Below are 18,952 nucleotides of genomic sequence, written 5' to 3'. Positions count from 1 at the left end.
AATTTCAACGTGAATGCGTCCCGAAATGGCCCAGCTTTGGAAATGAATCAACAAATTGGTGTTCGGCGGAAATGATGTCCGGGCGACTGACCAGCAGCTCCGAAGGCAGACCGGCCCGCAGCTCAGCCAGAACCGTCGTTTCATCGAAGGGTGCCTTGGCGGGCAGCGGGCCGGGATCAGCGCCTACCAGCAGTGCCAGGGCGTGCAGTTGCGTGGTGCGAGCCTGCTCAAGCTGCGTCAGCAGCGCCTGAGCTTGGTTCAGCAGGGTCTGGACCTGTGTGAGATCCAGCTTCGAGGTCGAGCCGACTTCGACGCGGCGCCGGAAAATGCGATAGGACTCCTCGCGGGTGGTCACGGTTTGCCGTGCGATCGCCACGCGTTCGTCGATCTCGCGCAGGCCAAGATAGCCGTCTGCCACCTGGGCGATCAGCGCCAAATGGACGGCCTGGCGAGCCGCGTCGGAAGCCAGCCAAGTTTGCAGGGCGGCGTCTTCCAGGTTGCGGATCCGACCCCACAGATCCAGTTCCCAGGTGGTCAAACCCACCTCGGCCCGGTACTCGCCGCCCACCTGCGATCGGCCCGACATGTTCAGGTCGCCAGGGACCCGCGCGCGTCCACCTTGGGCGCCCACGCCCATGGCAGGAAAACGATCCGAGCGCTGAATGCGGAATGTGGCGCTGGCTTCCTCGACGCGCAGCGCGGCCACGCGCAGGTCGCGGTTGTTTTCCAGCGCAGTCTCGATGAGGCGTTGCAGCAGGGGGTCGGTGAAGTACGCCTGCCAGGCAAGCTCTCCCGCGTGGGCGCCGTCGGTGCCTGATCCAAGATGCGCGGGCCAGGCTTCGGGCACGGGCAATGGCGGGGTGTCTGGCGCCGGAGCGAGCGACATGCAGCCGGTCAAGACGACGGCGCTCAGGGCCAACGAGGCAGCGCGCAATCTGAACGCGGGAAACAACGGGGAAGTTGGGAGCATGGTCACGTTCCGTACAGGTATCGGGCTGAAGAGGGTCTGGTCGCAGAGGAGGGAATGGCTGCCACCCCCGCAATGCGGGGTTCGTGGCTGGTGTCCGCAGGCCCTACTTTCTTGCTTGCAAGTGCTGTCAAGCCCACTTCATCTCCTTGTTGATATGTGCATCCCCGTGTTCCCCGGCTGGTTGATAGGGCGCTCTTCCTGTGTCGTAACCCGATGTGCCGGGTTCACTCGCGCCCTGTGTTGATCTGCATTGTGAAATCTGAAAACAAACGACTGGACGGTTGCTTTCAATTATACGTTACAATCCAAGAACCGCAATCAGCGGGCTCGTCGGTCATTGACGCAGGTCAATTCGAGCTGCCGGCTTGGGTTCAAGGAAGGCCCTGATTCTTGGTAGAGCCGGTGACAGGCCCATGGGAACACCCCTCAGATCTTTGAACAGAGCCTTTGAATGCCACCCAATAAAGATGACGCGCCAGACAACAAGCGCCCCTACCTGTCCTCTGCCGCCAGGAAAGAGGAAATACTCGACGCGGCCCTGGTCGAATTCGCGGATCGGACATACAACGCAGTGTCGATGGAGCGCCTGGCGGAATGCGCGGGCTTGTCCAAGGCTGGCATCTATGCCCACTTCAAAAGCAAGGAAGAAATTTTTCACGCCTTGCTCGAACGTACGACGAAGCAGATTTGTGATTTCCAGGGCTGGCTCCCGGATGAGGATCTGACGTTGCCAGAGCTGGTAGATGTCTACCTGGATCGCCTGTACGCGACCTTCAGCTCCCCTGCCACGATGTCGATCTACCGGCTGCTTCTGGCCGAAAGCGCCCGAACTCCAGAGCTGGTGCAGCGTTGGCACAACGAAGTTGCGCTCGGGCTGAAAGAGCGGGCGCAGACCATCATCCACCGCAACATACGCCGAGGCGTCATTCGCCCAGGCGTCTTGACCGAACACTTCTTCCCGTTGGCGCTCGCGCCCGCAGTGCTGTGGCTGAGTTCCTCGATGCTGTCCAAGGGCAGTCCTTCCATCTCGCTGGTGCAGTTACGGGATGCGCACCGGCAACTGTTGCTTGAGCTTTTGCAGCCTCAATGAGCGGAGTGATGTTGATTCATCAGCACAACTGAGCCAGTGATCACGTTGAATATTGAGCCACTGGGTTGATGGATTCTTTGACTATTCGGTTGTGGATAAGTCTATCGGGTCTGCTGTTTTTCGATCTCCTTTCTGGCTCTTTGGGCGTTGCTTTGGGGGAGCCGCGCCAGCGGCACTGGAGTGCTTGAATCGCCAGCTCTCGTTGCCCGTCTCGACGATGTGGCAATGGTGCGTGAGCCGGTCAAGCAAGGCCGTGGTCATCTTGGCGTCTCCAAAGACGCTGCTCCACTCCGAGAAGGTGAGGTTGGTGGTGATCACCACGCTCGTTCGCTCATAGAGTTTGGAGAGCAGGTGGAACAGCATCGCGCCGCCCGACTGCGTGAATGGCAGGTAGCCCAGTTCATCCAGGATCACCAGATCGACGTACATCAGGCGGTGCGCCATTTGCCCGGCCTTGTTCTGCGCCTTCTCCAGCTCCAGGGCGTTGACCAGCTCCACCGTTGAGAAGAAGCGCACCCGCTTGCCATGCATGCGAATGGCCTCGATCCCCAGGCTCGTGGCCAGGTGGGTTTTACCCGTGCCGGGGCCACCAACCAGCACCACGTTGTGCGCCGACTCCACGAAGCGAAGGGTGTGCAACTGGCGCACCAGTGCTTCGTCGAGCTGCGCGTGGGCGAAGTCAAAGCCGGCGAGGTCACGGTGCGAAGGGAAGCGCGCCACGCGCATCTGGTAAGCCATGGAACGCACCTCACGCTGAGCGGTCTCGGCCTTGATGAGCTGGTGCAGCACGGCCTCATGATCCAGCGACTTCATGCGGGCGGTGCCCAGTACCTCCGGCCAGGCACTGGCCATGCCGTGCAGGCCCAGCGCTTTGAGGGCATCAATGACGTCATGCATGGTCGGACTCCGGTGATGCCTCATGAGGCTGGACGTTGCGCAGTGCGTCGTAGCGCTGCAGGTTGGCCAGTGGCGGCGTGTTGAGCTTGAGCATCGTGGCCACCGGTGGCTCGGGCACGCGCTGCTCCTTCAGACGCGAGAGCACGTTGAGCACGTGCTCGGCACTCACCCGCCCGGACTGCAGCGCCAGCTCTACCGCCACCACCACGGCCTCCAGTCCATGCAGGCTCACCCCCATGAGCACCTGCGCCATCACCCTGTCGCCACCGCTGTGGCGCAGCAACTGGCGCTGCATTTCCTGCAGTGGCTCGGGCATGGTCTTGAAGGGCGCGCCGTTGCGCAGCGCGCCGGGCTTTCGCTCGATGAGCGCGATGTAATGCATCCAGTCGTAGAGCGTCTGATCACGTTCGAAGCTGCGCGCCAGGCGCACCTGTCGCCCATCGGGCCCGACCACCAGCAGGCCATCCGCGTAGGCCCGCAGACTGACCACCGCATGAATCCATTCACACGGCACGCTGTAGCGGTTGCGCTGGAAGTGGATCAGTGCGGTCGCAGAGACCCGTACCGGCTGCTCCACGTAGCCATCAAACGCACGGGGGTTGGGCATGAGACGAGCACGTTCGTCCTGCCAGACATCGGCCACCGTGAGCTGAGTCCATTCCGGGTGACTCATCTCAGCCCAGGCCTTCACGCAGGCCTGCTGCAACCAGTCGTTGAGTTCACCAAGCGTCCCCCAGCGCCGCTCGCTGGCCTCACGCCAGATGTCCTTGCGCCGATCCTGAACGTTCTTCTCCACGACCCCCTTCTCCCAGCCGGCGGCCCGGTTGCAGAACTCCGGCTCGAACAGGTAGTGCCCGGTCATCGCCTCGAAGCGTGCATTGACGCTGCGCTGTTTGCCATGGCCGACCTTGTCCACAGCGGTCTTCATGTTGTCGTAGATGCCCCGCCGGGGCACGCCACCGAAGAGGGCGAACGCCCGTGCGTGCGCATCGAACAGCATCTCGTGCGCTTGGCTGTAGTACGCCACCAGGCAGAAGGCGCGACTGGCCGCCAGCTTGGTGTGTGCCACTTCCAGGCGGCGGCGCAGCCCGCCGATGAACAGGTACTCGCAGCTCCAGTCGAACTGGAACGCCTCGCCCAACTCGAAGCTCAGCGGCACGAACCCCGCACCACGCGCAGCGTTGCCTTGCTCTTGCTGCCAGCGCTGGGCAAAGGCGTAGACCGGCCCTCGGCTGCCGCTGTAGCCCTGCGCGCGCAGCGCCTCAAACATGGCCTTGATCCCGCGTCGATCGCGTTTGCTGCGATGGCTATCGGCCTTGAGCCATTGGCTCAACTGCTCCTTGTACGGATCCAGGATGCTGGGGCCCGACACCCGCTGCGGGTATCGGGGTTCGGCCATCTGCCCGTCTTTGAGCCACTTGGTGGCTGTGTTGCGCGAGATGCCCAGGCGCCGGCTGGCCTCGCGCACCGACACGTCCTGCCTCAGCACGAGGCGGCGTAACTTGCTCAATGTGCTCACGTTGATCACTCCTGCTCCCCCGTGCTGAAAAATTCAGCAGGATAGAGCGGCAACGTGGCTCAAATTTCAACGTGAATGCGTCCCGAAATGGCCCAGCTTTGGAAATGAATCAACACTCGATATTGGCGCTCACGGTACCAGCGTCATGCGCTGCGCTGTTCCCCGCAAAACCGATTTGGTATGGTCTGATACGGCGATGGTTTCAGAAGCTGCGATCAACGGCTTCTGTTCTCCGGGACCTAGGGTCGGCAGAGAAAATCCGGCGGTGTCATATCTGCCCCGGATGCTGATATAGCGATATAGCATCACCCGCGCAGGTCCAGATGACTGCCAACCTGAGATTCGATGCTCACAAGTCCGTAGCAGTTGGTCTACTTGCTCTCTGGTTTCGAGACTGGAAGTGTTGTCGTCCGGTCCGAGGTAGATGGGCGGGGTGATGAATGCCCTGGCATTCCAGGAAGTGGCTTTGCCTAACATGCTCATGGTAAAATTCCCCAGGCTTACTTTGGAATTCCGTTCGGGTGTACTCGGGCCGAGTTCTGGCTTTTAAATTCAACACTTTGGTCTGTCCATGACCCGTACCGCTTCGACCAACATCGCTCTGTGGTGGCGCTTCCAATAGGAAGCGGCATGTCGTTGCGGTCTTGACCGCACCTTGCCGCCGTACCGGCAGGCAAGGTTTCAAGAAGGCTCCCCGGCACGGCGGCTCCAAGATTTGAGGAGATTGCCCGATGCCCTTGGCACCCCAGCCCCGTCGTAGAACTGATGCCCCGCGCGCTGTGTCGCCGCGAGGGGTAGGTCTGTCCGCCCAGTCTCAGCACTTGGCCCTGGCATGCGGGCGCCGTCGCTGCGTCAGTACACCGCACTGGCGCACGCCAAGACATCTCTCAGGAGCCCTTGCTACCTTGAGCCAGCACATGCTCGCGCTTCGTCCATCGCAATCAACTGTCGATGTGTGTAATAAAGTGGGTAATGGAGGTTGTGTGTAATGGAAAACATTAATGAAATCAAGGACTTAGAATCATGAGACTCCTGATGATCGACAACTACGACAGCTTCACCTTCAACATCGTGCAGTACTTCGGCGAGCTGGGCGCCGAGGTGACCACGCTGCGCAACGACGAGGTGACGCTGGATGAGCTGGACGCCCTGTTCCAGCGCGGCGCCTTCGAGCGCCTGTGCATCAGCCCGGGGCCCTGCTCGCCGAGCGAGGCGGGCGTGTCGGTGCCCGCCATCCGCCACTTTGCCGGCCGGCTGCCCATCCTGGGCGTGTGTCTGGGCCACCAGGCCATCGGCGCGGCCTTCGGCGGGCCCATCGTCCGCGCGCCCACGCAGATGCACGGCAAGACCAGCACCATCACCACCGACCAGCAGGGCGTGTTTGCCGGCCTGCCCCGGCAGTTCGCGGTCAACCGCTACCATTCGCTGGTGATCGACCGCCATGCGGTGCCCGACTGCCTGCAGGTGAGCGCCACCAGCGAGGACGGCGAGATCCAGGGCGTGCGCCACCGCACGCTGGACGTGGAGGGCGTGCAGTTTCACCCCGAGAGCATCCTGACCGAGCACGGCCATGCGATGCTGAAGAACTTTCTCGATCGAGGCTGAGCGGCCGTGCCCGACCTGCATACCCTGCTGCTGTTCGTCGCCGCCGGCCTGCTGCTCAACCTCACGCCCGGGCCGGACGTGCTGTTCGTCGGCGCCAACGCCATGCGCGCCGGTGCGCGCGCCGGCGTGGTGGCCGCCCTGGGCATCGCCGCCGGCTGCCTGGTGCACGTGGGCGCGGCGGCGCTGGGCGTGTCGGCCCTGCTGGCGGCCAGCAGCACGGCGTTCGGCGTGCTCAAGGGGCTGGGCGCGCTGTACCTGGGCTGGGTGGGGGTGCAGATGCTGCGCTCCGCGGTTTTTCAGAATACTACCAAAACGATAGCTGTTGGCGCAGACGATATGCCGTCCAGCGGCCGATTTGACTCAAATGTGGGCTTGCCCACGGTGTTTCGCCGCGGCTTTCTCACCAACGTGCTCAACCCCAAGGTGGCGCTGTTCTTCCTGGCCTTCGTGCCGCAGTTCATCGCGCCCGGCACGGCGCGCACCGGCGGGGTGTTTCTGGCGCTGGGCCTGATCTTCACCGCCAACGGCCTGCTGGTCAGCATTGGCTGGGCGCTGGCCGCCGCCTGGCTGGCTGGCCGCACGCAGGCGCTGGCGCGCGTCACGCGCTGGATGGACGGCGTGGCCGGCGCCGTCTTCATCGCCTTCGGCATCAAGCTGGCCCTGTCCGAAGCCCCTGCCGCTTAACTTCCGACGATTTTCAAGGAACGCTCATGTCCATCACCCCGCAAGAAGCCCTGCAACGCACCATCGAGCACCGCGAGATCTTTCACGACGAGATGCTCGATCTGATGCGCATGATCATGAAGGGCGAGATCACGCCGCTGATGGTGGCGGCCATCACCACCGGCCTGCGCGTCAAGAAGGAAACCATCGGCGAGATCACCGCCGCCGCGCAGGTGATGCGCGAGCTGTCGACCAAGGTGCAGGTGGCCGACACCACGCACCTGATCGACATCGTGGGCACCGGCGGCGACGGCTCGCACACCTTCAACATCAGCACCTGCGCCATGTTCGTGGCCGCCGCCGCCGGTGCCAAGGTGGCCAAGCACGGCAACCGCAGCGTGTCCAGCAAGTCGGGCAGCGCCGACGTGATGGAGGCGCTGGGCGTCAACATCCAGCTCACGCCCGGGCAGATCGCACGCAGCGTGGCCGAGACGGGCGTGGGCTTCATGTTCGCGCCCAACCACCACCCCGCCATGAAGAACGTGGCGCCGGTGCGCAAGGAGATGGGCGTCAAGACCTTCTTCAACATCCTGGGCCCACTCACCAACCCGGCCGGCGCGCCCAACATCCTGATGGGCGTATTCCACCCCGACCTGGTGGGCATCCAGGTGCGCGCGCTGCAGCGCCTGGGCGCCGAGCACGCGCTGGTGGTCTACGGCCGCGACGGCATGGACGAGGTCAGCCTGGGCGCGGCCACCCTGGTGGGCGAGCTGAAGGACGGCGAGATCCGCGAATACGAAATCCACCCCGAGGACTTCGGCCTGGCCATGCAGAGCAACCGCAGCATCAAGGTGACGGGCCCCGACGAGTCGGTGGCCCTGCTGCGCGGCGTGCTGGACGGCCAGCCGGGCGCGGCGCGCGACATCGTGCTGCTGAATGCCGGCGTGGCCCTGTACGCGGCGGGGGTGGCGCCGGACATCGCGGCCGGCATCGAGCGCGCACGCGCGGCCATCGACAGCGGTGCGGCCAAGGCCAAGCTGGCGCAGGTTGCTGCCTTCAGCCAAAACCCGGCAGGCGCATGAAGTGAAACACCCCCAGTCTCCACACGCTTCGCGTTGTTTCGCCTTCCCCCTCAAGGGGGCATCGCCAGTGGCCGGGGAAACCCCGGCCACGGCGATCGCTGGCCTGGCCTGCTCCGCGGCCGTTCGGCCCTTTGCGTTTTATGCGCTGCGGGTGGCGCGCGACGCCATGGAGAATTGAGATGAACGACATCCTTGAAAAAATCGTCGCGGTCAAGCGCGAGGAAGTGGCCGCGGGGCTGAAGAAGGTCTCGCTGGCCGCCATGCGCGAGGACGCCGAAAGCCGCGTGCTCACGCGCGATTTCGTGGGCGCGCTGCGCGCCAAGATCGCCGTAGGCCAGGCCGCGGTGATTGCCGAGGTCAAGAAGGCCAGTCCCAGCAAGGGCGTGATCCGCGCGGATTTCATCCCGGCCGACATCGCGCAAAGCTATGCCGAGGGCGACGGCCAGGTGTCGGCGGCCTGCCTGTCGGTGTTGACCGACCGGCAGTTCTTCCAGGGCCGTATCGATTACCTGAAGCAGGCGCGCGCCAGCTGCGAGCTGCCGGTGCTGCGCAAGGACTTCATGATCGACCCCTACCAGGTGTACGAGGCGCGCGCCATCGGCGCTGACTGCATCCTGCTGATCGCCGCCTGCCTGTCCGACGCGCAGATGGCCGAGCTGGAGGCCGTGGCGCACGCCCTGGACATGGCGGTGCTGGTGGAGGTGCACGACGGCCCCGAGCTGCAGCGCGCGCTCAAGCTGAAGACGCCGCTGGTGGGCATCAACAACCGCAACCTGCGCAGCTTCGAGACCACGCTGGACACCACGCTGGGCCTCATCAAGGACGTGCCGCACGACCGCCTGCTGGTGACCGAAAGCGGCATCGCCACCCGCGCCGACGTGCAGCGCCTGCGCGATGCCGGCGTGCAGGCCTTCCTGGTGGGCGAGGCCTTCATGCGCGCGCCCGAGCCGGGGCTGGCCCTGGCCGAACTGTTTGCTTGAGATGCCCCCCGATCGCCTGCAAGCCTGGCCGCCTGCGCCGGACGCGGTGGCGCCCGGCTGGCAGCCGGTGCTGGGCCGCTTCTGGCGCAGCGGCGAGGGCGAGCGCCTGAACACCTTCCTGCGCGCGCGGCTGGCCGCCGGCGCCGTCGTCTACCCGCCCGAGCCGTTCAAGGCCCTGCGCCTCACCCCGCCCGAGCGGGTGCACGTGCTCGTCCTGGGGCAGGACCCCTACCACGGCCCCGGCCAGGCGCATGGCCTGGCGTTCGACGTGCGGCCCGACTGCAAGGCGCCACCCAGCCTGCGTAACATCTTCAAGGAGCTGGCGCGCGAATACGGCCCCGCGCCCACGCTGCGATCGGGCCTGCTGGCCGACTGGGCGCGCCAGGGCGTGCTGCTGCTCAACGCCTGCCTGACGGTGGAAGACGGCCAGGCCGGCAGCCATGCGCGGCAGGGTTGGGAGCGCCTGACCGAGCTGATCCTTGGCGAGCTGCAGGCCAGCGCGCGCCCGCTGTGCGTGCTGCTGTGGGGCGCGCACGCGCAGGCGCGCTGGGACGCGGTGGCCGCCGCCGCGCCCGCCGCCGGCCCGCGCTGCGTGCTGCGCGCCAACCACCCCTCGCCGCTGTCGGCGCAGCGCCCGCCCGTGCCCTTCATCGGCTGCGGGCACTTTGCGCAGGCCAACGCCTGGCTCACGGCCCAGGGACTGGCGCCGGTGGACTGGCTGGCCCGAGCGGCGGGTTGACGGCGCCGCTCCTGGCGGCGCGCCGGCGCGCGTACCACTGGTGCGCGCGGTCCAGGTAGATGTAGACCACCGGGGTGGTGAACAGCGTCATGGCCTGCGAAAAGATCAGCCCGCCCACCATGGCGTAGCCCAGCGGGCGGCGCAGCTCCGAGCCGGCGCCGGTGCCCAGCATCAGCGGCAGGCCGGCGAACAGCGTGCACATGGTGGTCATCATGATGGGCCGAAAGCGCAGCAGGCAGGCCTGGTAGATGGCCTGGCGCGGCGCCAGGCCCTGCTGGCGTTCGGCGTGGATGGCGAAGTCCACCATCATGATGCCGTTCTTCTTGACGATGCCGATCAGCAGGATGATGCCGATCAGCGCGATCACCGACAAATCGTAGCCGCCGGCCATCAGGATCAGCAGCGCGCCGACCCCCGCCGAGGGCAGGGTGGACAGGATGGTCAGCGGGTGGATGTAGCTCTCGTACAGCAGGCCCAGCACGATGTAGACCGCGATGATGGCCGCCGTGATCAGGTAGGGCTGGCTGGCCAGCGAGCTTTGAAAGGCCTGTGCCGTGCCCTGGAAGGTGCCGCGCAGCGTGACGGGCACGCCCATCTCGGCCTGCGCCTTCTGGATGGCCTGCACCGCCTCGCCCAGCGCCGCGCCGGGCGCCAGGTTGAACGAGAGCGTGACGGCCGGAAACTGCCCCTGGTGGTTGATCGACAGAAAGCCCGTCCTGTGGGTGTCCACGCGCACCATGCTCGACAGCGGCACGTTCTGCCCGCTCAAAGGCGAGGTGAGGTACAGCCGCTCGAACAGCGCGGCGTCCTGCTGCAGCGCGGGCGCGACCTCCAGGATCACGTGGTAGCTGTTGGTCTGCGTGAAGTACTGCGCCACCTGGCGCTGGCCGATGGCGTCGTTGAGGGTGGCGTCGATCAGCGCCGGCGAGATGCCGAAGGCGGCGGCGCGCGCGCGGTCGATCGTCACCGTGGCCAGGGGCGCGTCGTTCTGCTGGTCGGTGGCGACGTCGGCCAGCTCGGGCAGCTGGCGCAGGCGCGCCAGCACGCGCGGCGCCCAGGTGTCCAGCTCCTGCAGGTCGGTGTCGGTCAGCGTGTACTGGTACTGGGTGCGCGAGGAGCGCCCGCCGACGTTGATGTCCTGGCCCGCCTGCATGAACAGGCGCACGCCCTCGACGTGGGCCGTCGCCTGGCGCAGGCGCCGGATCACCTGGTCGGCGCTTTCGGTGCGCCCCTCGGCCTTGGGCCGCAGCGAGATCGCCACGCGCCCGGTGTTGAAGGTCGAGCCGTTGCGCACGCTGTAGGCGGCCACGTCCGGGTCGCGCCCGATGATCTCGGCCAACTGCAGCAGGCGCCGGTTCATGGCGGCCGACGAGCTGTCCTGCGCCGACTCGGCAAAGCCCGAGATGAAGCCCGTGTCCTGCTGCGGGAAAAAGCCCTTGGGGATGACGACGAACAGCGCCACGGTGGCCGCGATCGTCAGCAGGAACACGCCCAGCGTGGCGCCTTCGTGCCGCAGCGCCAGCAGCAGCCCGCGCCGGTAGCCGCGCGCCAGCGCGTCGAAGCCGTGCTCGAAGAAGCGGAACACGCGCCCGTGCTCCTCGGGCCGCACCGGCCGGATGAAGCGCGAGCACAGCATGGGCGTGAGCGTGAGCGAGACCAGCAGCGACACGCCGATGGCCAGCGTGACGGTGATGGCGAACTCGCGGAACAGCCGCCCCACGATGCCGCCCATCAGCAGCAGCGGGATGAACACCGCCACCAGCGACACCGAGATGGAGACGATGGTGAAGCCGATCTCGCCCGCGCCCTTCATCGCCGCCTCCATCGGCCGCATGCCGTCCTCGATGTGGCGGTAGATGTTCTCCAGCATCACGATGGCGTCGTCCACCACGAAGCCGACCGAGATGGTCAGCGCCATCAGCGACAGGTTGTCCAGGCTGAAGCCCAGTAGGTACATCGCCGCCGCCGTGCCCAGCAGCGCCAGCGGCACGGCCACGCCCGGAATCAGCGTGGCCGGCACGTTGCGCAGGAAGACGAAGATCACCATCACCACCAGCGCGATGGTCAGCAGCAGGGTGAACTCCACGTCCTCCACCGAGGCGCTGATGTTCTGCGTGCGGTCCACCAGCACGCTGACGTGCACCGCCGGCGGCAGCGCCGCCTTGAAGCGGGGCAGCGCGGCGCGGATGCGCTCCACCGTGTCGACCACGTTGGCGCCCGGCACCTTGAACACGCCCAGCACGATGGCGCGGCCGTCGATGGGGTTGGTGTCCGCCGCCGGCGCGGCGGCGCCGGCAAAGGCCCAGGCCACCTGCGTGACGTCCTCGGGTCCGGTCACGGCCCGGCCGACGTCGCGCACGCGGATCGGCGCGCCGTTTCTGTAGGCCAGCACCACGTCGTTCCAGGGCTCGGCGCTCAGGATCTGGTCGTTGGTGTCGACCGTGAAGCTCTGGTGGACGCCGTTGATCGAGCCCTTGGCCTGGCTGACGGTGGCCGTGGTCACCACGGCCCGCACCGTCTCCAGGCTCAGGCCCAGCGCGGCCAGCCGGGCCGGGTCGAGCTGCAGGCGCACGGCCGGTTTCTGCGGCCCGAAGACGATGACCTGGCCGACCCCGTCGAGCTGCGAGATCTGCTGCGCCAGGATGGTGTCGGCGTATTCGTTGACGGTGGTCAGCGGCAGTGTGTCGGACTGCACCGCCAGCTGCAGGATGGAGAAGTCCGCCGGGTTGATCTTGCGAAAGCGCGGCGGGCTGGGCAGGTTGGCCGGCAGCTGCCCGGCGGCCGCGTTGATGGCGGTCTGCACGTCCAGCGCCGCGCCGTCGATGTTGCGGCTCAGCTCGAACTGCAGCGTGATCTGCGTCTGGCCCTGGGTGTTTTCCGAGCTCATCTGCGCCAGGCCCGGAATCTGCGAGAACTGGCGCTCCAGCGGCTGCGCCACGGTCGAGGCCATGGTCTCGGGGCTGCCGCCCGGCAGGTTGGCGCTCACCAGGATGGTCGGAAAGTCCACCTGCGGCAGCGAGGCCACGGGCAGCAGCGGCCACACCGCCGCGCCCACCAGAAAGATCGCCAGCGCCAGCAGCGAGGTGCCGATGGGGCGGCGGATGAAGGTGGCCGACAGGCTCATCGGCCGGCCTCGCTGGCCGCGGCCCGCGGGGCTTCGGCCACCTTCAGCCCGGGCCGCAGCTTGTACTGGCCGTCGACCACCACGCGCTGGCCGGCCGACAGGCCCTCATCGATCACCGCCAGGCCGTCCTGGATCTGCGCCACCCCGACCTTGGCGATCCGCGCGCTCTTGTCGTCGCCCACGGTGTAGACGTAGGTGCCCTCCGGGCCGCGCTGCACGGCGGCGGCCGGCACCGTGAGCGCGCCCCGGCGCACGCCCAGCACCAGCCGGGCATCGACGTACTGGCCGGGCCACAGGGCGTGCCGCGGGTTGCCGAACTGCGCCTTGAGCCGGATCGTGCCGGTGGCGTTGTCGATCTGGTTGTTCAGCAGCGTGAGGCGCCCGCTGGCCAGCGCCTGCGGCTGGCCCGGCGCACCGACCTGAACCTCCAGCGGCCGGTGGCTGTCCTGGAGCGCGCGCTGGATGTCCTGGAACGCGCCCTCGGGCAGGCTGAAGACCACCGCGATCGGGTCGATCTGGTTGATCACCACCAGCCCGCCGGGGTCGGCGGCGTGCACGATGTTGCCCGGGTCCACCAGGCGCGCGCCGGTGCGCCCGCCGATCGGTGCGGTGATGGTGGCGTAGCCCAGCTGCACCTGGGCGGCGTCGATCTGCGCCTGGTCCATCTTCAGCGCCGCTTCCAGCTGGGCCACCAGCGCCCGCTGGGTGTCCAGCTGCTGGCGCGTGGCCGCATCCTGCGCGATCAGGGTTTCGTAGCGCTTCAGGTCGACGCGGGCGTTGCCGAGCAGGGCGGCATCCTTGGCCTTCTGGGCCTGGGCCTGCTGCAGCTGCACCTTCAGCGCCCGGGCATCGAGCTGCGCCAGCAGCTGCCCGGCCTTCACGTCCTGGCCTTCGACGAAACCCACGCGCTCGAGCTGGCCGTCGATGCGGCTGCGCACGGTGACCGTGGCCAGCGGCGTGACGGTGCCCACCCCGCTGCGCACGATCGGAACGTCCTGCTGGCGCACCTGCGTGGTGGTGGCTTGCACGGGCGGGGCGGCGGTTTCGGCCGGCTTGGCCGAGTGGGCCACCCGGCCGGTGCCCAGCCAGGCGGCGCAGGCCAGCACCAGCAGCGCCAGGGCCAGCCACAGCGGCCGGCGGCGCGGAGAAAACAGGGTGTTCATGAGCGGGGCGCCACGGGCGTGGCGTGGTGCAGGGCGCCGCCGGCCGGCCGGCTTGGCGTCGTTCCATCGTGCAGGGACGGGCGAGCGGACACCATGGGCATGGGCGGGGGGCGAGGATCGGGAAGTGGCTGCCGGCGCCGTGGCGGCTGCACGGCCGTCAGCGCGTGCAGCCAGGGCCGGACAGCCGCATCGTACGGGAAAATGCGGGCAGGCGCGGTCCGTGATGACGGTCTTGGCGGCCCGCCTTGTCCACGGCTTCAAAACAGTGGCATAATTGCGAGTTCTTCGCCGGAGAGGTGGCCGAGTGGTTAATGGCAGCAGACTGTAAATCTGCCGGTTTACACCTACGCTGGTTCGAATCCAGCCCTCTCCACCAGCGAATGGAATACGCAGCGCGCATGGCCTGTGGACGCGAGCGCTTGGAAACGGCTTTGGCCGGGGAAGACGGCTTTCGCCGAGGCTTTGGCTTCGCGGGAGTAGTTCAATGGTAGAACCTTAGCCTTCCAAGCTAATGACGCGGGTTCGATTCCCGTCTCCCGCTCCAGTTCCGGTGGCTTGCGCGGCGTGCCGAGCGAGATTCGCCCTTGTGGCTCAGTGGTAGAGCACTCCCTTGGTAAGGGAGAGGTCGTGGGTCCGATTCCCACCAAGGGCACCAGAAACAGCGGTGATGCAGCCAGGCATCACCGCTTCCAGTGTGTAGTTTGAGTTGATTTTTTCGGAGTCTTCGACATGGCAAAAGAGAAATTCGAGCGCAGCAAGCCGCACGTGAACGTGGGCACCATTGGTCACGTCGATCACGGCAAGACCACCTTGACGGCGGCCATTGCCACCGTGCTGGCCAAGAAATTTGGCGGCCAGGCCAAGGCCTACGACCAGATCGACAACGCCCCCGAAGAAAAAGCGCGCGGCATCACCATCAACACCTCGCACGTCGAGTACGAGACCGCCAACCGCCACTACGCCCACGTCGACTGCCCCGGCCACGCCGACTACGTCAAGAACATGATCACCGGCGCCGCCCAGATGGACGGCGCCATCCTGGTCGTCAGCGCCGCCGACGGCCCCATGCCCCAGACCCGCGAGCACATCCTGCTGGCCCGTCAGGTCGGCGTGCCCTACATCATCGTCTTCCTCAACAAGTGCGACATGGTCGACGATGCCGAACTGCTCGAGCTCGTCGAGATGGAAGTGCGCGAGCTGCTGTCCAAGTACGAATTCCCGGGTGACGACACCCCCATCATCAAGGGCAGCGCCAAGCTGGCCCTCGAAGGCGACACCGGCGAGCTGGGCGAAGTGGCCATCATGAACCTGGCCGACGCCCTGGACAGCTACATCCCCACCCCCGAGCGCGCCATCGACGGCACCTTCCTGATGCCCGTCGAAGACGTCTTCTCCATCTCCGGGCGCGGCACCGTCGTCACCGGCCGCGTCGAGCGCGGCATCATCAAGGTCGGCGAGGAAATCGAGATCGTCGGCATCAAGGCCACGCAAAAGACCACCGTCACCGGCGTCGAGATGTTCAGGAAGCTCCTGGACCAGGGCCAGGCGGGCGACAACGTCGGCATCCTGCTGCGCGGCACCAAGCGCGAGGACGTCGAGCGCGGCCAGGTGCTGTGCAAGCCCGGCTCCATCAAGCCGCACACCCACTTCACCGGCGAGGTGTACGTGCTGAGCAAGGACGAGGGCGGGCGTCACACGCCGTTCTTCAACAACTACCGTCCGCAGTTCTACTTCCGCACCACCGACGTCACGGGCTCCATCGAGCTGCCCCAGGACAAGGAGATGGTGATGCCGGGCGACAACGTGAGCATCACGGTCAAGCTGATTGCCCCCATCGCCATGGAAGAAGGCCTGCGCTTTGCCATCCGCGAGGGTGGCCGCACCGTGGGCGCCGGCGTGGTGGCCAAGATCATCGAGTGATGGTTGCAGGGCTCTAGGGGTATAGCTCAATTGGCAGAGCGTCGGTCTCCAAAACCGAAGGTTGTAGGTTCGATTCCTACTGCCCCTGCCACCTGAAAAACGGGTGGTTTTGCAAAGCCCGCCACCTTGGCGGGCTTGCGCGTTGAGACGTGAATGAAGTTCGAGGCTCCCAAGGCCTCTTGTGTATTGGAAACCGGCAGCCCACATGGCAAGCACGCAAATCGAAACCGTAAGCACGGGAGCTGACAAGGCCAAGCTGGCCGCCGCCGGCTTGCTGGTCGTCGGTGGGGTGACGGCCTTTTACCTGTTGTCCGGCCGCGGCGCCTGGGCCCAATGGGGCAGCCTGATCGTCGGCCTGGTCCTGGCGGCGGTGGCGTTCCTGAGCTCGGAGTCCGGCCGGCGCCTGATCGCGTTCGGGCGCGACTCGTGGCGCGAGATGCAAAAGGTCGTGTGGCCCACGCGCAAGGAAACCCTGCAGACCACGGCCTTCGTGTTTGCCTTCACGGTGTTCCTGGCGCTGTTCATGTGGCTGGTCGACCGGTTCCTGCAGTGGTCGCTGTACGACCTGATCCTGGGGTGGAAGCAATGACGAGCGACGTGATGACGGACATGAGCGCGGGCGCGTCCACCAACCCCGATCTGCGCTGGTACGTGGTGCATGCCTATTCGGGCATGGAAAAGGCGGTCGAGCGCAACATCCGCGAGCGGGTCAACCGCGCGGGCATGCAGGCCAAGTTCGGCCGCATCCTGGTGCCGACCGAGGAAGTGGTCGAGATCAAGAACGGCGTCAAGCGCACCACCGAGCGCAAGTTCTTCCCCGGCTATGTCCTGGTCGAGATGATCATGGACGACGACACCTGGCACCTGGTCAAGCACACCAACAAGGTGACCGGCTTCGTGGGCGGCGCCAAGAATCGGCCGGCCCCGATCTCGGAAGACGACGTGATGAAGATCGTCAACCAGATGCAGGAAGGCACCGAGAAGCCGCGCCACAAGGTCGAATTCGAGGTGGGCGAGTACATCCGTGTCAAGGAAGGCCCGTTTGCCGACTTCAACGGCACGGTCGAGGAAGTCAACTACGACAAGAGCAAGCTGCGCGTGTCGGTGACCATTTTCGGTCGCGCCACGCCGGTCGAGCTGGAGTTCGCGCAGGTCGAAAAGGCCTGATCGCTATTGGTTTCATAGCTGCTGGCGCTTGCCGACTCGGCGCCAGCGGTCTGTTTGTCGAGTCGCAACCCCGGGGAGCGCACAAGTTGCGCGTTTGCACCCGCAAGGAGCATAAGCATGGCGAAGAAAATCGTCGGCTTCATCAAGCTGCAAGTGCCAGCTGGTAAGGCCAACCCCTCTCCACCCATTGGCCCGGCGCTGGGCCAGCGCGGCCTGAACATCATGGAGTTCTGCAAGGCGTTCAACGCCCAGACCCAGGGTGTCGAGCCCGGCCTGCCGCTGCCCGTGGTCATCACGGCGTTCGCGGACAAGAGCTTCACCTTCATCATCAAGACGCCGCCCGCGGCCACCCTGATCAAGAAGGCCATCAAGCTGGACAAGGGCTCGGCCAAGCCGAATTCGGACAAGGTGGGCAAGATCACGCGCGCCCAGCTCGAAGAGATCGCCAAGACCAAGCAAAAGGACATGACCGCCGCCGATCTGGACGCCGCCGTGCGCACGATCGCCGGTTCCGCCCGCTCCATGGGCGTCACGGTGGAGGGTGTGTAAATGGCCAAGCCGACCAAGAAACAAAAGGCCCAGGAGGGCAAGGTCGAATCGACCAAGCTGTACGCCCTGACCGAAGCGCTGGCGCTGGTGAAGGAGCACGCCACGGCCAAGTTCGATGAGTCCATCGACGTGGCGGTGCAGCTGGGCATCGACGCCAAGAAGTCCGACCAGGTGGTGCGTGGCGCCGTGGTGCTGCCCAACGGCACCGGCAAGACCAAGCGCGTGGCCGTGTTCGCCCAAGGCGCCAAGGCCGAGGAGGCCAAGGCCGCCGGCGCCGACATCGTCGGCATGGACGACCTGGCCGCCCAGGTCAAGGCCGGCGACATGCCGTTCGACGTGGTGATTGCCGCGCCGGACGCCATGCGCGTGGTCGGCACGCTGGGCCAGATCCTGGGCCCGCGCGGCCTGATGCCCAACCCCAAGGTGGGCACGGTGACGCCTGACGTGGCCACGGCGGTCAAGAACGCCAAGGCCGGCCAGGTGCAGTTCCGCGTCGACAAGGCCGGCATCGTGCACGGCACCATCGGCCGCCGTTCGTTCGACGCCGACAAGCTGCAGGGCAACCTGGCGGCGCTGATCGAGGCGCTGAACAAGGCCAAGCCCGCCACCAGCAAGGGCGTGTACCTGCGCAAGGTGGCGGTGTCCAGCACCATGGGCGTGGGCGTGCGGGTCGATACCCAGACGATCAACGCGGGGTGACGAAATTCGGCGCCGCGCTCCCTCGGGGGCGCGGCGCCGGTGTGGTGGGCTGGGGCGACCTTTGGGCAGTCCCAGGCCATCCAAGACCGCTGGCGGGTCGGCGCAAGCCGGACTTAATCAGCTCCCGTTTCGGGAGCGGCCAGCGCAGATGGCGAGCCTGCCGGAACAAGGATTTTCCTGAAACGGTCGGTCGCTTTGGAAGGTGCGTTGCCCAGGTTGCAGGCCTCGGCTTTCAATCGCAAGCAACGCTTTTTAAGGAGTAGACCTTGAGTCTGAATCGCAGTGAGAAAGAAGCGGTCATCAAAGAAGTGACCGACCTCGCCGCAAAAGCTCAAACGCTGGTGATGGCGGAATACCGCGGCGTCACGGTCGCTGACATGACGAAACTGCGCTCTTCGGCGCGCAGCCAAGGCGTGGCCCTGAGTGTGTTGAAAAACACCCTGGCGCGCCGGGCTGTGGCCGGCAGCAGCTTCGAAGTGGCCAGCGAGCAGATGTCCGGCCCGCTGATCTATGGCTTCTCCGAAGACGCCGTGGCCGCCGCCAAAGTGGTGGCCGATTTCGCGAAGACCAACGACAAGCTGGTCATCCGCGCGGGCGTTTACGGTGGCAAGGCCCTGGATGCCAACGGCGTGAAGGAGCTGGCCAGCATTCCGAGCAAGGAAGTGCTGCTGGCCCAGTTGTGTGGCTTGCTCATGTCGCCGATCTCCCGCACCGCCGTGGTGCTGGGCGCGCTGGCGGCCAAGAAGGGCGAAGGCGAGGCGGCGGCTGCCTGAGGGCGCCGCCAA

17 protein-coding genes, 4 tRNA genes and 1 pseudogene are annotated in these 18,952 nt (G+C 66.2%); 16 read left to right on the top strand and 6 right to left on the bottom strand.

The window, feature by feature from the left end:
• Positions 1-55: 55 nt before the first annotated feature.
• A pseudogene (locus H6927_00595) lies at positions 56-970 on the bottom strand (TolC family protein).
• A gap of 451 nt (positions 971-1,421) precedes the next feature.
• Here H6927_00595 and H6927_00590 point away from each other — a divergent pair.
• The gene (locus tag H6927_00590; GenBank protein ID MCP5216601.1) at positions 1,422-2,060 is read left to right on the top strand and encodes a TetR/AcrR family transcriptional regulator; all 639 of its coding nucleotides are present in this window, start codon (positions 1,422-1,424) and stop codon (positions 2,058-2,060) included.
• Between the two features lie 81 nt (positions 2,061-2,141).
• Here H6927_00590 and H6927_00585 read toward each other — a convergent pair whose 3' ends face one another.
• From H6927_00585 to H6927_00575, 3 genes are all read right to left on the bottom strand, one after another.
• The gene (locus tag H6927_00585) at positions 2,142-2,981 is read right to left on the bottom strand and encodes an ATP-binding protein (GenBank protein MCP5216600.1); all 840 of its coding nucleotides are present in this window, start codon (positions 2,979-2,981) and stop codon (positions 2,142-2,144) included.
• A complete protein-coding gene (locus H6927_00580; GenBank protein ID MCP5216599.1) occupies positions 2,950-4,476 on the bottom strand; it encodes an IS21 family transposase in 1,527 nt (508 codons plus the stop codon). The genes H6927_00585 and H6927_00580 overlap by 32 nt, the downstream gene beginning before the upstream one ends.
• Before the next feature lie 129 nt (positions 4,477-4,605).
• Positions 4,606-4,959, bottom strand: coding sequence for a hypothetical protein (locus tag H6927_00575; GenBank protein MCP5216598.1), 354 nt, complete (start codon positions 4,957-4,959; stop codon positions 4,606-4,608).
• 540 nt (positions 4,960-5,499) lie between these two features.
• Between H6927_00575 and H6927_00570 the strand changes: the two genes are divergently transcribed.
• The 5 genes from H6927_00570 to H6927_00550 all read left to right on the top strand — a co-directional run bounded on the left by H6927_00570 (position 5,500) and on the right by H6927_00550 (position 9,545).
• Entirely contained in the window at positions 5,500-6,081 is a 582-nt protein-coding gene (locus H6927_00570) for an aminodeoxychorismate/anthranilate synthase component II (GenBank protein MCP5216597.1), read from the top strand.
• 6 nt (positions 6,082-6,087) lie between these two features.
• On the top strand, positions 6,088-6,765 hold the full coding sequence (locus H6927_00565; GenBank protein ID MCP5216596.1) for a LysE family translocator: 678 nt from the start codon (positions 6,088-6,090) through the stop codon (positions 6,763-6,765).
• Between the two features lie 26 nt (positions 6,766-6,791).
• Complete coding sequence (gene trpD, locus H6927_00560; protein MCP5216595.1) at positions 6,792-7,826, top strand: anthranilate phosphoribosyltransferase; 1,035 nt, start codon at positions 6,792-6,794, stop codon at positions 7,824-7,826.
• Positions 7,827-8,005: 179 nt separating this feature from the next.
• A complete protein-coding gene (gene trpC / locus H6927_00555) occupies positions 8,006-8,806 on the top strand; it encodes an indole-3-glycerol phosphate synthase TrpC (protein ID MCP5216594.1) in 801 nt (266 codons plus the stop codon).
• Between the two features lies 1 nt (position 8,807).
• Positions 8,808-9,545: a uracil-DNA glycosylase gene (locus tag H6927_00550; protein ID MCP5216593.1), complete on the top strand. Its 738-nt coding sequence runs from the start codon at positions 8,808-8,810 to the stop codon at positions 9,543-9,545.
• Here H6927_00550 and H6927_00545 read toward each other — a convergent pair.
• Together H6927_00545 and H6927_00540 are read right to left on the bottom strand one after the other, a co-directional pair.
• Positions 9,493-12,669, bottom strand: a complete 3,177-nt coding sequence (locus H6927_00545; GenBank protein MCP5216592.1) for an efflux RND transporter permease subunit — start codon at positions 12,667-12,669, stop codon at positions 9,493-9,495. The genes H6927_00550 and H6927_00545 overlap by 53 nt on opposite strands.
• A complete protein-coding gene (locus tag H6927_00540) occupies positions 12,666-13,832 on the bottom strand; it encodes an efflux RND transporter periplasmic adaptor subunit (GenBank protein MCP5216591.1) in 1,167 nt (388 codons plus the stop codon). The genes H6927_00545 and H6927_00540 overlap by 4 nt, the downstream gene beginning before the upstream one ends.
• Positions 13,833-14,122: 290 nt before the next feature.
• Between H6927_00540 and H6927_00535 the strand changes: the two genes are divergently transcribed.
• From H6927_00535 to rplJ, 10 genes are all read left to right on the top strand, one after another.
• Positions 14,123-14,208 (top strand) — tRNA-Tyr (locus H6927_00535).
• A 94-nt stretch (positions 14,209-14,302) separates the two neighbouring features.
• Positions 14,303-14,376: transfer RNA gene (locus H6927_00530), tRNA-Gly, on the top strand.
• A 36-nt stretch (positions 14,377-14,412) separates the two neighbouring features.
• Positions 14,413-14,487: transfer RNA gene (locus H6927_00525), tRNA-Thr, on the top strand.
• A gap of 74 nt (positions 14,488-14,561) precedes the next feature.
• Positions 14,562-15,752, top strand: coding sequence for an elongation factor Tu (gene tuf / locus H6927_00520; GenBank protein ID MCP5216590.1), 1,191 nt, complete (start codon positions 14,562-14,564; stop codon positions 15,750-15,752).
• A 15-nt stretch (positions 15,753-15,767) separates the two neighbouring features.
• Positions 15,768-15,843, top strand: a tRNA-Trp gene (locus H6927_00515).
• Between the two features lie 114 nt (positions 15,844-15,957).
• Positions 15,958-16,341, top strand: a complete 384-nt coding sequence (gene secE / locus H6927_00510; protein ID MCP5216589.1) for a preprotein translocase subunit SecE — start codon at positions 15,958-15,960, stop codon at positions 16,339-16,341.
• Positions 16,338-16,919, top strand: coding sequence for a transcription termination/antitermination protein NusG (nusG, locus tag H6927_00505; protein MCP5216588.1), 582 nt, complete (start codon positions 16,338-16,340; stop codon positions 16,917-16,919). The genes secE and nusG overlap by 4 nt, the downstream gene beginning before the upstream one ends.
• A gap of 117 nt (positions 16,920-17,036) precedes the next feature.
• Complete coding sequence (gene rplK, locus H6927_00500; GenBank protein ID MCP5216587.1) at positions 17,037-17,468, top strand: 50S ribosomal protein L11; 432 nt, start codon at positions 17,037-17,039, stop codon at positions 17,466-17,468.
• Positions 17,469-18,167: a 50S ribosomal protein L1 gene (rplA, locus tag H6927_00495; GenBank protein MCP5216586.1), complete on the top strand. Its 699-nt coding sequence runs from the start codon at positions 17,469-17,471 to the stop codon at positions 18,165-18,167.
• 266 nt (positions 18,168-18,433) lie between these two features.
• On the top strand, positions 18,434-18,940 hold the full coding sequence (gene rplJ, locus H6927_00490) for a 50S ribosomal protein L10 (protein MCP5216585.1): 507 nt from the start codon (positions 18,434-18,436) through the stop codon (positions 18,938-18,940).
• The last annotated feature ends 12 nt before the right edge of the window (positions 18,941-18,952 follow it).

The organism is Burkholderiaceae bacterium (assembly GCA_024235995.1).
Lineage (GTDB): Bacteria > Pseudomonadota > Gammaproteobacteria > Burkholderiales > Burkholderiaceae_C > Ottowia.
The sequence above is the reverse complement of the archived record's forward strand: the minus strand, read 5'-3'. Positions and strand labels throughout refer to the sequence as shown.

Excerpts from the sequence above, each read along its gene's own strand:
- secE (MCP5216589.1), top strand. The coding sequence starts at position 15,958 with ATGGCAAGCACGCAAATCGAAACCGTAAGCACGGGAGCTGACAAGGCC.
- H6927_00545 (MCP5216592.1), bottom strand. The coding sequence starts at position 12,669 with ATGAGCCTGTCGGCCACCTTCATCCGCCGCCCCATCGGCACCTCGCTG.
- H6927_00540 (MCP5216591.1), bottom strand. The coding sequence starts at position 13,832 with ATGAACACCCTGTTTTCTCCGCGCCGCCGGCCGCTGTGGCTGGCCCTG.
- rplK (MCP5216587.1), top strand. The coding sequence starts at position 17,037 with ATGGCGAAGAAAATCGTCGGCTTCATCAAGCTGCAAGTGCCAGCTGGT.
- H6927_00575 (MCP5216598.1), bottom strand. The coding sequence starts at position 4,959 with ATGAGCATGTTAGGCAAAGCCACTTCCTGGAATGCCAGGGCATTCATC.
- H6927_00590 (MCP5216601.1), top strand. The coding sequence starts at position 1,422 with ATGCCACCCAATAAAGATGACGCGCCAGACAACAAGCGCCCCTACCTG.
- nusG (MCP5216588.1), top strand. The coding sequence starts at position 16,338 with ATGACGAGCGACGTGATGACGGACATGAGCGCGGGCGCGTCCACCAAC.
- trpC (MCP5216594.1), top strand. The coding sequence starts at position 8,006 with ATGAACGACATCCTTGAAAAAATCGTCGCGGTCAAGCGCGAGGAAGTG.
- H6927_00585 (MCP5216600.1), bottom strand. The coding sequence starts at position 2,981 with ATGAGGCATCACCGGAGTCCGACCATGCATGACGTCATTGATGCCCTC.
- trpD (MCP5216595.1), top strand. The coding sequence starts at position 6,792 with ATGTCCATCACCCCGCAAGAAGCCCTGCAACGCACCATCGAGCACCGC.
- tuf (MCP5216590.1), top strand. The coding sequence starts at position 14,562 with ATGGCAAAAGAGAAATTCGAGCGCAGCAAGCCGCACGTGAACGTGGGC.
- rplA (MCP5216586.1), top strand. The coding sequence starts at position 17,469 with ATGGCCAAGCCGACCAAGAAACAAAAGGCCCAGGAGGGCAAGGTCGAA.
- H6927_00550 (MCP5216593.1), top strand. The coding sequence starts at position 8,808 with ATGCCCCCCGATCGCCTGCAAGCCTGGCCGCCTGCGCCGGACGCGGTG.
- H6927_00570 (MCP5216597.1), top strand. The coding sequence starts at position 5,500 with ATGAGACTCCTGATGATCGACAACTACGACAGCTTCACCTTCAACATC.